This is a genomic window from Anaerobacillus sp. 1_MG-2023 (assembly GCF_030547345.1).
GTDB lineage: Bacteria > Bacillota > Bacilli > Bacillales > Guptibacillaceae > Guptibacillus > Guptibacillus hwajinpoensis_B.
Genome location: NZ_JAUORD010000002.1, coordinates 421,323 through 435,906 on the forward strand (window position 1 = coordinate 421,323; position 14,584 = coordinate 435,906).

General features: G+C 38.2%; 12 protein-coding genes, 7 tRNA genes, 1 pseudogene and 1 riboswitch. Of the genes and pseudogenes, 13 read left to right on the forward strand and 7 right to left on the reverse strand.

What is annotated here, in order from left to right; translation table 11 throughout:
- Positions 1-32: 32 nt before the first annotated feature.
- The 5 genes from Q4550_RS25145 to kynU all read right to left on the reverse strand — a co-directional run bounded on the left by Q4550_RS25145 (position 33) and on the right by kynU (position 3,633).
- Positions 33-197, reverse strand: coding sequence for a YjcZ family sporulation protein (locus tag Q4550_RS25145; RefSeq protein ID WP_370314233.1), 165 nt, complete (start codon positions 195-197; stop codon positions 33-35).
- A 112-nt stretch (positions 198-309) separates the two neighbouring features.
- Positions 310-1,692, reverse strand: coding sequence for an alanine/glycine:cation symporter family protein (locus tag Q4550_RS06010; protein ID WP_303531032.1), 1,383 nt, complete (start codon positions 1,690-1,692; stop codon positions 310-312).
- A 123-nt stretch (positions 1,693-1,815) separates the two neighbouring features.
- Positions 1,816-2,100: a spore coat protein gene (locus tag Q4550_RS06015; protein WP_303531034.1), complete on the reverse strand. Its 285-nt coding sequence runs from the start codon at positions 2,098-2,100 to the stop codon at positions 1,816-1,818.
- 11 nt (positions 2,101-2,111) lie between these two features.
- Positions 2,112-2,297 (reverse strand): hypothetical protein, encoded by a 186-nt coding sequence (locus Q4550_RS06020; RefSeq protein WP_303531036.1) that lies wholly within the window; start codon positions 2,295-2,297, stop codon positions 2,112-2,114.
- A gap of 58 nt (positions 2,298-2,355) precedes the next feature.
- A complete protein-coding gene (kynU, locus tag Q4550_RS06025; protein WP_303531038.1) occupies positions 2,356-3,633 on the reverse strand; it encodes a kynureninase in 1,278 nt (425 codons plus the stop codon).
- A gap of 162 nt (positions 3,634-3,795) precedes the next feature.
- On the opposite strand from kynU, the gene Q4550_RS06030 reads away from it, so the two are divergent.
- The 11 genes from Q4550_RS06030 (at position 3,796) to fbp (ending at position 9,398) form a co-directional block, all read left to right on the forward strand.
- Positions 3,796-3,880: transfer RNA gene (locus Q4550_RS06030), tRNA-Leu, on the forward strand.
- A gap of 8 nt (positions 3,881-3,888) precedes the next feature.
- A tRNA-Arg gene (locus Q4550_RS06035) sits at positions 3,889-3,965 on the forward strand.
- Between the two features lie 14 nt (positions 3,966-3,979).
- Positions 3,980-4,056: transfer RNA gene (locus Q4550_RS06040), tRNA-Met, on the forward strand.
- A gap of 17 nt (positions 4,057-4,073) precedes the next feature.
- A tRNA-Tyr gene (locus Q4550_RS06045) sits at positions 4,074-4,158 on the forward strand.
- A 4-nt stretch (positions 4,159-4,162) separates the two neighbouring features.
- A tRNA-Gln gene (locus Q4550_RS06050) sits at positions 4,163-4,237 on the forward strand.
- 4 nt (positions 4,238-4,241) lie between these two features.
- A tRNA-Gly gene (locus Q4550_RS06055) sits at positions 4,242-4,315 on the forward strand.
- Positions 4,316-4,406: 91 nt separating this feature from the next.
- Positions 4,407-4,480, forward strand: a tRNA-Arg gene (locus tag Q4550_RS06060).
- A gap of 134 nt (positions 4,481-4,614) precedes the next feature.
- A complete protein-coding gene (locus Q4550_RS06065; protein ID WP_303531039.1) occupies positions 4,615-5,295 on the forward strand; it encodes a PAS domain-containing protein in 681 nt (226 codons plus the stop codon).
- A complete protein-coding gene (locus tag Q4550_RS06070; protein WP_303531041.1) occupies positions 5,225-5,926 on the forward strand; it encodes an ATP-binding protein in 702 nt (233 codons plus the stop codon). Before Q4550_RS06065 ends, Q4550_RS06070 begins: the two co-directional genes overlap by 71 nt.
- 190 nt (positions 5,927-6,116) lie before the next feature.
- Positions 6,117-6,199, forward strand: a riboswitch (ZMP/ZTP riboswitch).
- Positions 6,200-6,240: 41 nt separating this feature from the next.
- On the forward strand, positions 6,241-7,086 hold the full coding sequence (locus tag Q4550_RS06075) for a bifunctional 5,10-methylenetetrahydrofolate dehydrogenase/5,10-methenyltetrahydrofolate cyclohydrolase (RefSeq protein WP_303531043.1): 846 nt from the start codon (positions 6,241-6,243) through the stop codon (positions 7,084-7,086).
- Between the two features lie 380 nt (positions 7,087-7,466).
- Positions 7,467-9,398 (forward strand): fructose-1,6-bisphosphatase, encoded by a 1,932-nt coding sequence (fbp, locus tag Q4550_RS06080; RefSeq protein WP_303531044.1) that lies wholly within the window; start codon positions 7,467-7,469, stop codon positions 9,396-9,398.
- Between the two features lie 140 nt (positions 9,399-9,538).
- Here the strand turns inward: fbp and Q4550_RS06085 are convergent.
- Positions 9,539-10,262: pseudogene (locus tag Q4550_RS06085) on the reverse strand (GH25 family lysozyme).
- 486 nt (positions 10,263-10,748) lie between these two features.
- Here Q4550_RS06085 and Q4550_RS06090 point away from each other — a divergent pair.
- Entirely contained in the window at positions 10,749-11,744 is a 996-nt protein-coding gene (locus Q4550_RS06090; protein WP_303531045.1) for an LCP family protein, read from the forward strand.
- 395 nt (positions 11,745-12,139) lie between these two features.
- The gene (locus Q4550_RS06095; protein WP_303531047.1) at positions 12,140-13,057 is read left to right on the forward strand and encodes an HNH endonuclease; all 918 of its coding nucleotides are present in this window, start codon (positions 12,140-12,142) and stop codon (positions 13,055-13,057) included.
- 170 nt (positions 13,058-13,227) lie between these two features.
- On the opposite strand, the gene Q4550_RS06100 is transcribed toward Q4550_RS06095, so the two are convergent.
- The gene (locus Q4550_RS06100; protein WP_303531049.1) at positions 13,228-14,223 is read right to left on the reverse strand and encodes an aldo/keto reductase; all 996 of its coding nucleotides are present in this window, start codon (positions 14,221-14,223) and stop codon (positions 13,228-13,230) included.
- Between the last annotated feature and the right edge of the window lie 361 nt (positions 14,224-14,584).

Genomic DNA, 14,584 nt, shown 5'->3' on the forward strand with positions numbered 1-14,584 from the left:
AGCAAGAACCAAGTGGCTCTTGCTTGTAAAAACTAACATTTAATAAAAGCTGTTCCTACTATAATAAGCAAGATAAATAGTACAACAATTAGCGCAAAGCCGTTTCCAGCTGGCCTGTGACAAGGCATGCCGTAAGAAGCTCCAGCTACTGGTTGATAAGGCTCATTTCCGTATGGTGCATTGTTTGCATGATACATATTAGGTCCCCCTTTAAATTCTCTTTCTTTACCACTGTATGTTTCCGTCTAGAAAAGATATAGGCAGGAGCGGAGAGGAACCTAAATTAGGTGAATATCCCATGTGAATTTCTTATGAACTAATGCCTTTGTCTTTCGTTTGAGCTTGCTTTAAGAAATTTAATTTGTAGTCATCTGTTAATTCTTTCACTTCCTTACTTAGGAATAAGATCGCAATAACGTTTGGAATAACAAACAAGGCGAGTGTAATGTCGACTAGCTCCCAAACAAATTGAAGTCCTCCAATAGCCCCAACAAAAATAGAAAGAATATAAACAAATCGCATTACTCTAGAAAAGGGTGTGCCAAATAAGTATTCAGCTTGTTTCTCACCATAAAAGACAAGGACACCTATCGTACTGATAACAAAAATTAATAGGAGGGAAGAAACAAAGATGGGCCCCCATGTTGCTCCCATTAGTCCAGAGAAAGCATCTGAAACCATATCAGCTGCATTTGAGGGTTTAACGTCTTTCCAAGCTCCTGAAAGAAGCACTGTAAAAGCTGTTACTGTGCAGAGAACGATTGTATCGATAAAGACGCTGAAAATGCCCCATAATCCCTGTCTACATGGATGAGGCGTATGTGCAGCAGAATGGGCAATAGACGCCGTACCCATACCGGCTTCGTTTGAATAAAGCCCTCTAGCAAGGCCCCATCTAACAGCTGCAGCAAAACCAGCTCCGGCAAAACCTCCAGCTGCTGAGATCGGTTGAAAAGCATGTACGAAAATAAGTTTCATAACAGCTGGAAACTCTTCTATATTAATCACCATAACACCGATAGCGCCTGCAATATATGTAAGTACCATGAATGGAACAATCTTCTCAGCTACAGAACCAATTCTACGTATTCCACCGAATACAACAATTGATATAAGGATAATTAATAAGACACCTGTTACCCAGGTCGGTAATCCAAAAGAACTCTCTGAGAGTGTTGAAATGGAGTTAGTTTGGACCATGACACTTGGAATGATTTCAATCATCAGTCCAAAAGCGAATAGAGATGAAGCGAACTTCCATCCCAAGCCTTTTTTTATGTAATACATTGGGCCGCCAACATAAACGCCGTTTTTGTCTTCCTCTCGGTATTTGATCCCGAGAACAATTTCTGAGAATTTTGTTGACATTCCAATAATAGCGACAATCCACATCCAGAAAATAGCGCCAGGTCCTCCAAAAGCGATTGCCACAGGAACCCCAACAATGTTTGTAGCACCTGCAGTAGATGCGAGAGCGGAGGCAAAGGCTTGAAATGGAGAAATTGTGCCATCACCTTTCTCTTTTTTGAAAATTTTACCGATGGTATGTTTTAAAGCATGGGGAAAAAAGATTATTTGAAAGAAACCGAGGCGGATCGTTAAAAATAATCCACCGCCTAAGAGTAAGATCATCATAGGATAACCCCAGATGAACGCGGAAAATTCAGTTATTGCATTAAGAATATAGTCCATATCAATCTCTCCCTATAGGTAATACTCATTTAATTATCCATATAAAGGGAGGGTGAAACGCTATTTACAAAATTATGAAAAAATGAGCATAAAGACACAGAGCCGGTTTTCACCGGCTCTGGATTAATGGACCTGGGGCGGCTGATTATTCTGTTGTTGCTGCGGAGCTGTTAGTTGGTTTTTAACTTGTTGAATTTCATTGGTTTGTGCTGGGGCGGCTGGCTGATAATACCCTTTTTGTTTAGCGTATTGATAAAGGTTATATTGTCGCTGCTCATCGGTATTTCTAATTTGTTGAAGAGCCTGACGAAGTTGTGGATTGTCAGCTTGAGAAATGACGCTCCCGTAATTACTTAAGCTGCTGTTCAATACGGATAAATAATCATTTACCATATCTTTCTCATTCATAAAATCCCTCCTTAACTTAAGAAGCCGATTAATTGTTGTTGTGTGTTGCGTGCTTCTTGTGCATCCTTTTGAAGCATTTGCTTAAGCTGCGGACAAGTACAAGATTGGGCATAGGAATCAAGTTTGTTTGCGAGTGTTTCATGCCCGCCGATCATGTGACGCAGATTTTGAAGTTCAAGTTCGTTCAGCTGAGTCATCCTGTTTCCCTCCTTCATTTCACATAGTATGAATGGAGAAAAACCAAATTATACTCACTTAAGCGATAACGTTTCGCTCGTTAGAAAACTGCTGATACGTTTTTTCAATCATAATACTCTTTAGAATTTGGACAACATGATAGACATCTTCAAATGATGTATAGAGAGCAATTGGTGCTAGGCGAATGACGTTTGGTGAGCGGAAATCTGGAATGACGCCTTTTTGTTTTAGCGCTTTGCAAATTCGAGCAGCTTCATCGTGCTCGAGGCAAATATGCCCACCCCGTCGATCATCTTCTGATGGATTAGTGATCGTAAAACCATCTTCAGCAAGATTTTCTTTAATAAGACACATTAAATAGTTGGTAAGAGACAATGATTTTTCTCGAATCGCATCTATGCCAGCTTCGTTCATCAATTCCAGAGCTCCTATTAAAGGAGCCATACTAAAAATGTGGGGAGTGCCTATTTGAAATGCGCCGGCGGTTTCAGCATGAGTAAGCGTATGACTCATATCGAATTGCATTTCTTTCTTGGAACTGAACCATCCAGCAAGGCCGGGTCGTCTGCCAAGGTGATTTTCGTGCACAAAAAGTCCACCTACACCACCAGGGCCGCTATTTAAGTACTTGTATGTACACCAAACCGCGAAGTCAACGTTCCAGTCGTGAAGTTTATGAGGAATGGCTCCGATTGAATGAGCCAGGTCAAAGCCAATGATTACCCCTTTAGAATGGGCTGCTTGTGTGATTTTTTCTATATTTAGTAATTGTCCACTCCGATAAAGTACGGAAGGGAGGAGAATAAGGGCTACAGTATCATCGATGGCCTCAATGATATCCTCTTCTAGGATTGTTCTTCCGTCACGGCTCTGAACTTGTATTAAATTAGTTTCTGGGGATAATCCATGGAGTTCAAGCTGACTTTGAATAGCGTAAATGTCAGATGGAAATGTTAAAGAATCGGCTAGTATTTTTGTTTTGTTTCCTGAAGGTTTAAAAAAAGTAGCGAGCATTTGATGAAGGTTAGTTGTAATTGAACCGGTAGTAATTGTTTCAGAAGCATGTGAACCGATTAGCGTTGATGACATCTCGCCGATGTTTTCTGCCATATAAAACCAGGGCTGCTTACCATCAGACCAGCCATCAATTCCGTGTTGCTTCCAGTCATCAAGAGATCGAAGAAGGGAGGCTTCTGCATTCTTTGATAGTAGACCAAGTGAATTACCATCGAAATATAGCGTATTTGGATTTAAGTAAAACTTATCACGAAAATGGGCTAAAGGGTCTTTCTTGTCGAATTCTTTTGCGCATGTAATGGACTGTGATAAACTCATATGTAACAGCTCCTTTTCTACAACTTATCGTATGAGAGGGAGAAGAGCATGTCAACGCTTTCACTCTCTTCAAAAGAAACTTTCTACATTTTTTTAGAATAATGATTGACATTTCAAATGGTTCAATGGTATATTATTAAACGTCGCTGATACACAACATATGCGGGTGTGGCGGAATTGGCAGACGCGCTAGACTTAGGATCTAGTGTCTTACGACGTGGGGGTTCAAGTCCCTTCACCCGCACCATATATTTTGCGCCCGTAGCTCAATTGGATAGAGCGTCTGACTACGGATCAGAAGGTTAGGGATTCGACTTCTCTCGGGCGCACCATACATAATTTAAGTGGCGGTGTAGCTCAGCTGGCTAGAGCGTACGGTTCATACCCGTGAGGTCGGGGGTTCGATCCCCTCCGCCGCTACCATATTACAATTTCATCATGGAGGGGTAGCGAAGTGGCTAAACGCGGCGGACTGTAAATCCGCTCCCTCAGGGTTCGGCGGTTCGAATCCGTCCCCCTCCACCATGATTGGGCTATAGCCAAGCGGTAAGGCAACGGATTTTGATTCCGTCATGCGTTGGTTCGAATCCAGCTAGCCCAGCCATTTTGCGGGTGTAGTTTAGTGGTAAAACCTCAGCCTTCCAAGCTGATGTCGTGGGTTCGATCCCCATCACCCGCTCCATTACATATTGTAGAAGAGTTTTAAAAGCTACTTCACAACCTGATTTTAATCATGGTATACTTTTGTTGAGATGAAATACCATTCATATCGTGCGCCTTTAGCTCAGTAGGATAGAGCAACAGCCTTCTAAGCTGTGGGTCAGAGGTTCGAATCCTCTAAGGCGCATACTTATAACTCCTTGAATAAGATGACTTATTCAAGGAGTTTTTTTATCCTATTAATGGCACATGTGTGTTTGCACATACGCTCCATTTCCAATAAACTAGTAATTAATATATCACTTAGGAAATGGTGACGAAATGAAGCGATATAAAGGAAGAATTATATCTGTTGTAACGTTTTTTATAGCGATTTTATTATGGGATTATTGGCTTTATTCTGTTAATGAAATTAAAATCAATTGGTTAATGGACATATTCTTTACGATCTCAGTTATGGTAATTGTTTGGTGGTACTCGTCATATTATGATCGCTCTGTCATACTTCTGTCCAAATTAAAAGATAGTGAGGAAAAATATCGTAAACTATCAGAAAACTATAATAGTGTCATAAACAGCTTAAACGAAGTTGTTTTTCAAACTGGAATAGATGGTAGTTGGATCTGGTTGAATCAAGCGTGGGGAGAGTTAACTGGTTACGACGTTCAGGAATCATTAGGCACATACAGCTTATCTTATATACATCCAGATGATCGGCTGAATTTACATAAAGAATTATCTCGATTCCAGGATGGCGCCAGTAATTCTAAAGTATTTGAATTCAGGGTTCAGAAAAAAGGCGGGGGATTCGTCTGGTGTGAGGTCTTTATTAAATACGAATATAGCTCTAAAGGAAGATTTGAAGGAATGACCGGAACGATTAAGGATAAAACCTTTAGAAAGCAATCAGAAGAGCGATTGCTTAAAACAAATGAAGCCCTTGCGGTTAAATCTGAAAAATTTAGCATCAGCTGCACAGCTGGCCGCTGGCATTGCTCATGAAGTTCGGAATCCTCTAACATCAGTAAAAGGATTTCTTCAACTGCTTGAGAAGAAGGAATCCACTATGCCGTATTTTGAAATAATCTTTTCAGAAATATCACGTATCGAATTAGTGCTAAGTGAACTTCTAACACTAGCAAAGCCGCATAGTACGTTATTTACGAATGTTGAAATGAAAAGTTTATTAAAGCAGGTCTCGGCCTTGATTGAGTCTAATGCTCTATTGAACGATGTGACATTACAAACGAGTTTTGGGGATGAAGAAGCGGTTGTTTTTGCTAACCCTAACGAAATGAAGCAAGTATGCATTAATCTCATGAAAAACGCTATTGAAGCAATGAGTCATATGGAACAATCGAAATATCTTCATTTGAGTATGGATGTTCAAGAGATGTTTATATCTGTGAGGATTACCGACAATGGAGCAGGCATTTCTAAAGAAGATATTGATCGACTAGGGGAACCATTTTTTACAACAAAAGAGAGTGGTACTGGGCTAGGGTTATCAGTGTGTTTGAAGATTATAGAACAACACGGAGGAGAGTTATTAATTGAGAGTGAAGAAGGGAAAGGGTCTACATTTGAAATGAAGCTACCTCGTCTTTCGGTAGATCATCACTTATCGGAATGAAAGGCGAGTGAAACGAAGATTTCACTCGAATGGGCCAAAATCAAAATGCAATAGTATGAGCGAACATGGCTGAAAATTAGGAAAACCGAACGATACTTATAATATAATAGTGTTTATTCACTTTTAAAGACTTTTTTAGGTGTGATTCTTTTGTTTTTTAATGAATTATGCTACTATATCCGTAGAAAAGATTCATTGCAGTAACTGACGACAAATGTGGAAATAACCACGAGGGAGCTGCGGTGTATAATGCCGGTCGTCTGGGCGAAGAACTGAGTGACCTCATTCTTTACCATTTTTCAGGAGGAATAGAAATGACAATTGAAACTAAAATTTTAGACGGTAAAGCAGTTGCAAATCGCATAAAGGAAGATCTGAAAACAAGAGTAGCCTCTCTTAAAGAAAAAGAAGTTACACCAAGTCTTGTAACGATTCTAGTTGGAGATGATCCTTCTTCTGAAACGTATGTGAGAATGAAGGGCAACGCTTGTGAACGGGTAGGAATTACGTCTAAAAAAATTCATCTCCCTGAAGACACGACAACAGAAACGTTAGTACAAACTATCGAAGAATTAAACAATGATACATCCGTTCACGGTATCTTACTTCAACATCCAGTGCCATCGCAAGTTGATGAGCGTCTTGCTTTTGAAACCATTGCTATTGAGAAGGACGTTGATGGCGTAACAAGTGCTGGATATGGCCAAACAGCTCTTGGGTTTGGAACTTTCCCGTCTTGTACTCCTGCAGCTATTATGAAAATCATGGAAGAATATGATATTCAAGCTGAAGGAAAGCACGCTGTTGTTGTAGGTCGTAGTCCAATTCTAGGAAAACCAGTATCCGCTCTCTTATTAAATCAGAATGCTACAGTTACAACATGTCATTCAAGAACCGCAGATCTTGCTTCTCATGTTCGTCAAGCAGATATTGTGATAGCTGCTGTAGGGAAACCAGAATTTATTAAAGGCGACTGGGTCAAAGAAGGAGCGGTTGTGCTCGATGCCGGGTACAACAAAGGCAATATCGGGGATGTTGAATATGAGGCTGCTGCTAGAAAGTCTTCCTATATCACACCTGTCCCAGGTGGAGTTGGACCTGTCACAATTGCTATGCTACTAAAGCATACAGTTATTGCAGCTGAGAAAACAGTTCGTTAAAATAATATAAGATATGACAAGCAGTTTAATGTAGGAGGACAAATACTTAATTTGTCCTTCAAGTTAAGCTGCTTTTTTAATTCAATCATTCCATCTTGGTTATGAACATAATGGAATCAAGTAAGGAGATCAATTATACGAACGAACATAGTTTTTATAATAGTCTCTTATTTCAGTAGATAAAAATGTGATACTATCATAGATAATGAATTGTTTATTCATCGCTTCACACAGAAGTGATGATCAGTGAGTGCCTTTTCCTTTCAGCAGTAATGAATGAGCCCGGAAATAAAGAAACATGCGATCACCTACTAGAACAGATTATAAAAGACGGTAATCCAACTTACATAGTCATTAATTTTGAAAGGGGATACATAATCATGAACACGAAATACTTAGATTTATTAGCTCAAAAATATGATAGTGAAGAAAAGGTAGTCACTGAAATAATCAACCTTAAATCCATTCTTAACTTACCAAAGGGTACGGAGCATTTTGTGAGTGATTTACATGGAGAATATCAAGCCTTTCAACATGTTTTAAGAAACGGTTCTGGGAAAGTGAAGGAGAAAATAACTGATCTTTTTGAAGAGATATTACCAGAGAATGAGATTAATGAATTTGCCACGTTAGTTTATTATCCTGAAGAAAAAATAAAGTTAATTAAGAATGCTTTTGACAATGAAAAAGAATTATTCCAATGGTACGCTGAAATCATAGAGCGGATGCTTAAGCTCATCTCTTATGCGTCCTCCAAATATACACGTTCCAAATTACGAAAAGCTTTACCTGCTCAGTTTGTTTATGTGATTGAAGAACTGCTATACAAAACGGACGATCTTACAAATAAGGAGACGTATTACCAGAAAATTCTCCAGCAAATTATTTCCCTCGGACAAGCTGATAAACTCATCATTGGTCTTGCATATACGACTCAGAGATTAGTTGTTGACCATCTTCACGTAGTAGGGGATATCTATGATCGAGGTCCAGAACCTGACAAAATTATGGAAACACTCATTAATTATCACTCAGTTGATATCCAGTGGGGAAACCATGATGTTCTATGGATAGGTGCGTTTGCTGGTTCTAAGGTTTGTCTCGCTAATATCATTCGTATATGCGCAAGGTATAACAATCTGGAGATTATTGAAGATGTGTATGGAATCAATCTTAGACCGCTTCTAAATCTTGCAGAGAAATACTATCATGACAATCCAGCGTTTACACCTAAAATAGATCCAGATGAGAAGCAATCGAATCATGAAAAATGTCAAATTACCAAAATTCATCAGGCGATAACTATGATACAGTTCAAACTTGAAAGTCCGATTATAAAGAGGCGCTCGTATTTTAATATGTCGGAAAGGCTGTTGCTTGAGAAAATAGACTTTGATGAGAATAACATTACGCTTCATGGTAAAACGTATCCGCTTGAAAACACTTGTTTTGCGACCGTTAATCCAGAGCGACCGGATCAGTTATTAGAAGAAGAGGAGGAAGTAATCGATAAGCTGCTTTTTTCTCTCCAACACTCTGAAAAGTTGGCAAGGCATATGAATTTCTTGATGAAAAAAGGTTCTCTATATTTGAAGTACAACGGGAATTTATTAATACATGGATGTATTCCTTTAGATGAAAAAGGTAATATGGAAGAAATGATGATCGAAAACAAATCCTATGGAGGTCGTGAACTGCTTGACGTTTTTGAAAATTATCTTCGACATGCGTTTGCACATCCTGATGAAACAGACGATCTTGCAACGGATATGGTTTGGTATTTGTGGACCGGCCAATATTCATCACTTTTTGGTAAACGAGAAATGACCACTTTTGAACGTTATTTTATTAAGGATAAAGCAACTCATAAAGAAAGAAAGAACCCATATTACTATTTACGTGAAAACGAGAATACCTGCCGAGATATTCTTGAAGAATTTGATCTTAATCCAGATCAAGGTCATATTATTAACGGGCATACACCAGTAAAAGAAATAGACGGAGAGAACCCAATTAAGGCAAATGGTAAAATGATAGTGATAGATGGTGGCTTCTCTAAGGCTTACCAATCAACCACAGGTATTGCAGGATACACGTTACTGTTTAATTCGTACGGCATGCAACTTGTCGCACATAAACATTTTAATTCCAAAGATGAGGTTTTACTAAATGGAGCAGATGTTTTATCGGTAAAAAGGTTGGTAGATAAGGAGTTAGAGAGGAAAAAGGTTCGCGAAACGAATGTTGGAGAAGAATTGTTACAGGAAGTCTATTTCTTAAATAGTTTAATGGAATATCGTTATGTAAATTAAAGGAATCACATGCCAGGGTATAAACGAATTTACAATTGCGATTTACTATAAAAACAGCCCACAGAAATGTGGGTTGTTTTTATAAGGGATATTCTGTAAATAACAACTCTAGCTCATTTGAGTTTTTAAAAGGTTCGGAATTAATAACCATATTTTTCAAACTCCTTCTTGTTACCATGAAATACGTTAACATCTATGAACTTTTCTTCTCCGTTATACCCATTAAACTGTTCTCTGTCAGTATATTGCCAAAAAGTCCAAGATTGATTATCAGGTAAGGTTGGTTTAGTTAAAACATCTCTTATCCAAAGATCACACTGATTGAATCTTTGATATAGAGCTCATATGCCTCGTGAGTGGTATAAAGAATGACCTTTTTTCATAGTGTTCTTCCAGCATCGTTATCATTGTCTGAAGCTCTGACTCTACTTCGCTTCTATCAGGAGGATTCTTTTCTTTATCAGCATAAAATTCAACATCAATAACAGGTGGTAATCCATACTTATCAATCGGTACGGTTTCGATAAAATGCTTGGCTTGAGTCGCTCCTTTACTATCAAAACTGAAGAAATGATAGGCGCCGATTCGTAAGTTAGTCTTTTGAGCATTTTTCCAATTCGTTTGATAATATGGATCGATAAATGAGCTTCCTTCTGTCGCTTTAATATAAGCGAAGGACATACTTTGGTCCTGTATTTTGGTCCACTCAATCTCCCTCTGATAAGATGAAACGTCGACACCTTTCACAGGAAAAGGTTTTATATTAGAAGCGTTAGGGATAATGATTCCTTCGTACCACAAAAAAACGGATATAAGCAGGACGCTGATCAGAGCTATAATAAGAGATGCAACAATTTTTCTCATCTTTTCACCATTTCATTTTTTATTTTCAGTAAAACATCTAGAAAGGTTATCGTTTAAAATATACCAAATTAAGGAAATGATAACCCCCTCTTAATAGTTTGAAATGTATAGTTTAAAGTTGAATATACCTATTAATTAATACTAGATTCACAAGGATTTTCATCTGTTTTTCAGATCAACGAAATAAAAAGTGAATATAACCTATTAAAAAATCATGAAATAATTGGTAAATTAATGTTACGATAAATAGTGGTATTCTGATGATAGCTTTAGAGAGTGGCTCATGTTGTAGATGAGTTTGTTTTAGATAATTTTTTTTGTGCAATTAACGATATGAACTTATATTGTTGATAGTATGATTTTTGCTATATTCGAGTGAAACATTTACTTCAATCCTTTTTCAACATAGAGCGTAAATGAGCCAAAAGTATCGATAGTCATTAACACAGAACAAGTGAAAGAAAGGAATAATTAGCAGTGAAAGATATGAAAAATAGATTAGCTCATAGAAGGAAAAAGAAGCGTAAAAAGAAAATCCTGTTTAGTGTCTCAATTCTATTACTGGTGATCGTTGGTATTGGTGGCTATCTAGGCTTCCAGGTTTATAACACGGCAAAGCAATCTTATAGTGAGCTTGATAGGGATAATGATATTTCAGAATTGAGAGAGACAAAAGTGGACATTGGAGAAGAGCCGATCTCGATTCTACTTCTTGGAATTGAAAACTACTCTTCAGATGGAAAGGGTGGAAGAGCTGATACCCAAATTGTTCTCACACTTGATCCTGTGTCAAAGAATGTTACTATGACAAGTATCCCAAGAGATACAAAGGTAGAAGTTCCTATAGAGAAAGTAGGAGAGGAATATGATGGTAGTCATAAAATAAACGCTGCTTATACATACGGATATCTTAGTGATTACGGGGCGAAGAAATTAGCCGTAGAAACAGTGGAAGATCTATTGAATATTCCGATAGATCGGTATGTAGCCGTGGATTTTGATGGTTTTCATGATATTGTTGACGCAATCGGCGGAGTGGAAGTTGATGTTAAATACCCATTCTGGGAAAAAAACTACTACTCAAATGATCGCATCTATTTCGATGAAGGCCTAACCGAAATGAATGGTGAAGACGCACTAGCCTTTGTAAGAATGAGGAAACGTGATATAAATACGGTGTATTCAAGAGAAGAGCGTCAAAGGCAGTTTATTAAAGCAACGGTCGACGAAATGAAGTCTGGAGACACGATCTTTGAGATTAATAAAATTTCAAATGTATTGAAAAATAATGTTGAGACAAATATTACACCTGGAGAGATCCTCGCTCTTCAGAGAGAGTTCCCATCACTTAGTTCAACTGCGATTGAAACGAAAGAAATAAAGGGAACGACGCCTGAGGTAAGTGGTCCTTCTTACTTTATTCCAGATCTCGATCAGCTAGAATTATTGAAGAACGAATTAAGAGAAGCTCTCAATTTATAGAGTTCAAACGACATGGATATACCAAGTAAGAGACCAACAAAGGAAAATCTGTTGGTCTCTTTTGAGTTCGCGTATGAATTTAACGCATGATTATTGGGCAACTACAAGAAAGGCTTTCTGACTTCGTTCATACTTCTTCAGTGAAAGCTTTATACGCAGATGATATTGCTCGTGTGGTGGTGCGATTATTTGTGTGTGGTCATGCAAATGATGCAATAGAAACTATCTTATTGGGTTTTTTTGTAAGAAAAATTGCGTAGACTTTACTTGAATGATTCTTTCATCCACCATATACTCATACTAAGACAAGGAATAACGTTTTAGAAGGAAAATAACCTTATGTTTCATGTAGAATAACAACTAGAGGAATATGCTCGTCAGGTGGGGGAAGAAAGATGAATAGTTTTATTGTCATGCAAGGAGATACATACCATGAGGAAAAAGAAGCGGGAGTGATCTGGTCTCCTAAAGAAGACAGGGGAGGTCAGGTACCACATTCTTGGAAAAGGCTGAAAGAAGTGAGGCAAGGAGATCCTATTTTCCACTATGTTAAAGGAGATATTGTTGCCGTTAGTATTGCAAAGGTTGACTGTAGCGAAGAAATGCAACCGTCAACGTTTTGGAATCAAACTGAATCCAAACAGGGATATTTAGTGAAGTTGGAATATCAAGAATTAGATGTTCCGGTGAATGTGAAAGAGAAGTTTCAAGAGATTTCTCCTTTATTACCTCTTAAATATTCGCCGTTTCAAACTGATGCTAGTGGGAATCCTGGATACTTATATCCTTGTAATGAAGCATTAACGATTAAAATGCTTGAGCTTATTAGTGAGTCGAATTTTTATCGAGTAAATGAAGAGCAATTAGAGCTTACAGTCGATGAAGTAAGACGAACGGATCGGAATACGCTCGTTCCGGTGATTACAGAAACGGAATCAGAAGCAAAAACGAAAATGAGGTGGGGCAAGCTTAAATTTAGAAATGAAGTAGCCCCGTTATGGGAAGAACAATGTGCATTATGTGCGATTAACTTGCCGGAATTATTGAAGGCTAGTCACTCTAAACCGTGGAAGGATTGTTCAAATGATGAGCGGTTGGATCCTTATAACGGATTGTTACTTTGTCGAAACCACGCTGGTTTATATGAGGAAGGGCTAATTGCGTTTGATGGTCAGGGTCGCTTGCATATTTCTTCGATCATGCAAGAAAAAGACTACGAAATATACGGATTAGTGGAGCGAGCAAAAATCAGCATTCATAAGGAAAATAAAGTGTATTTCAAGTGGCATAAGCGAAAGATATTTAGAAAGTAATTGTTACAGTTTGGCTATGGAGTTGAACTCGATAAAATATCTGTTTAGGATTAAAGTGCCATTTGAAAATATAAAATAAAGAATGGACTTCTCAAGAAGAGAAGTCCATTCTTTAATTGAGCTTTAATTATTGCTCTTTTAGTTAAGCGCAACTTACCGAGAAAAATAATTTAGCTAACATTGCTAGGCAAAGGGGCATTTGATGAAATGAACCCTTTGCTGAGCAATTCATCCCAGAACTCTTTCGGTATATCGAGTTGAATCATATCGAGATCTTCCTTAATTCGATCTGGACGTGTTGATCCCGGAATGACTGATTTTACGGCAGGATGAGAAGTTGAAAATTGAAGAGCTGCTGCTTTTAATGGGACATCATATTTCTGACCTATTTCGTTTAGCTGATTAACTCTGGCAATAATATCAGCATCCGCCTTCTCATAATTGTAATGATCCCCGCCTAGCAATACACCGGAGTTATAAGGTGATCCAACGACGATGTCTACATTTTTTTCTACAGCTTTTTTCATCATTTTTTGTAAAGCCTGTTCATGCTGTAGCAATGTATATTGGGTAGCCGACAAGCATACATCCGGTTGAGTTTCTTCAAGTTCCATTGCTTTTTCAATCGGTTCTGTCGTATTAACACCAAGGCCCCACGACTTGATTACTCCTTCTTCGCGCAGGCGTGTCAACACACGAAAAGCTCCTTCACGAGCTTCATCAAATTTGGCTAGCCACTCATCCCCGTGAAAATCAGGGGAAACATCATGCACAAAGACAAAGTCTAATCGATCAGTTTTTAATCGTTCCAGGCTTTGTTCAATTGATCGTTTCGTTGCATCTTCCGTGTAGTCCGTAATCACTTTATTATTCCGGGCATATTGGAATAAACCTTCCTTATTTTCTGTATCTTCAGTGATATAACGACCGACTTTTGTACTTAATAAGTAGTCATCACGGTTATATTGTGATAGTACGTTACCAAGGCGCATCTCTGCCAAACCTGCACCGTAGAAAGGGGCAGTATCAAAATAACGTACTCCTTGATCCCACGCGGTTTGAATCGTTTTGCGTGCTTCTTCTTCTGGAACTTCCCTGAACATATTACCTAAAGGAGCAGTGCCTAATCCTACTTGATGTTTTAATGCATTTTCGAAGGATGTCATAAGTTCAATTCCACCTTTAATTAAATGATATAATTTTCTACCCAGAAAAAGGGAAAAATAAACGCGATAGAATAAGAAATGGCAAGAGAATATGCAGTCACTATATCAAAATAGATTACTAGTTTTATCATCCATTAAGGAGTTATTCCGTCTTAAGTAGTAAGAAATCGATAACGGCATTTGGTGAGGATAGGAAATCGGTTTTGCTTTCTAAGCTTCTTTTTTCTAACTTGTTCGTTTCACTGAGCAATACGAAAATGAAAATACCTCGCAAAATGTTCTTTCCATTTGCGAGGCACCTTATTTAAGAAATTAAATGGATATTCCTTTATCAGGACTTTCATGAGACCAAAATGCTTTA

Excerpts from the sequence above, each read along its gene's own strand:
- Q4550_RS25145 (WP_370314233.1), bottom strand. The coding sequence starts at position 197 with ATGTATCATGCAAACAATGCACCATACGGAAATGAGCCTTATCAACCA.
- Q4550_RS06010 (WP_303531032.1), bottom strand. The coding sequence starts at position 1,692 with ATGGACTATATTCTTAATGCAATAACTGAATTTTCCGCGTTCATCTGG.
- Q4550_RS06015 (WP_303531034.1), bottom strand. The coding sequence starts at position 2,100 with ATGAATGAGAAAGATATGGTAAATGATTATTTATCCGTATTGAACAGC.
- Q4550_RS06020 (WP_303531036.1), bottom strand. The coding sequence starts at position 2,297 with ATGACTCAGCTGAACGAACTTGAACTTCAAAATCTGCGTCACATGATC.
- kynU (WP_303531038.1), bottom strand. The coding sequence starts at position 3,633 with ATGAGTTTATCACAGTCCATTACATGCGCAAAAGAATTCGACAAGAAA.
- Q4550_RS06065 (WP_303531039.1), top strand. The coding sequence starts at position 4,615 with ATGAAGCGATATAAAGGAAGAATTATATCTGTTGTAACGTTTTTTATA.
- Q4550_RS06070 (WP_303531041.1), top strand. The coding sequence starts at position 5,225 with ATGAAGCCCTTGCGGTTAAATCTGAAAAATTTAGCATCAGCTGCACAG.
- Q4550_RS06075 (WP_303531043.1), top strand. The coding sequence starts at position 6,241 with ATGACAATTGAAACTAAAATTTTAGACGGTAAAGCAGTTGCAAATCGC.
- fbp (WP_303531044.1), top strand. The coding sequence starts at position 7,467 with ATGAACACGAAATACTTAGATTTATTAGCTCAAAAATATGATAGTGAA.
- Q4550_RS06090 (WP_303531045.1), top strand. The coding sequence starts at position 10,749 with ATGAAAAATAGATTAGCTCATAGAAGGAAAAAGAAGCGTAAAAAGAAA.
- Q4550_RS06095 (WP_303531047.1), top strand. The coding sequence starts at position 12,140 with ATGAATAGTTTTATTGTCATGCAAGGAGATACATACCATGAGGAAAAA.
- Q4550_RS06100 (WP_303531049.1), bottom strand. The coding sequence starts at position 14,223 with ATGACATCCTTCGAAAATGCATTAAAACATCAAGTAGGATTAGGCACT.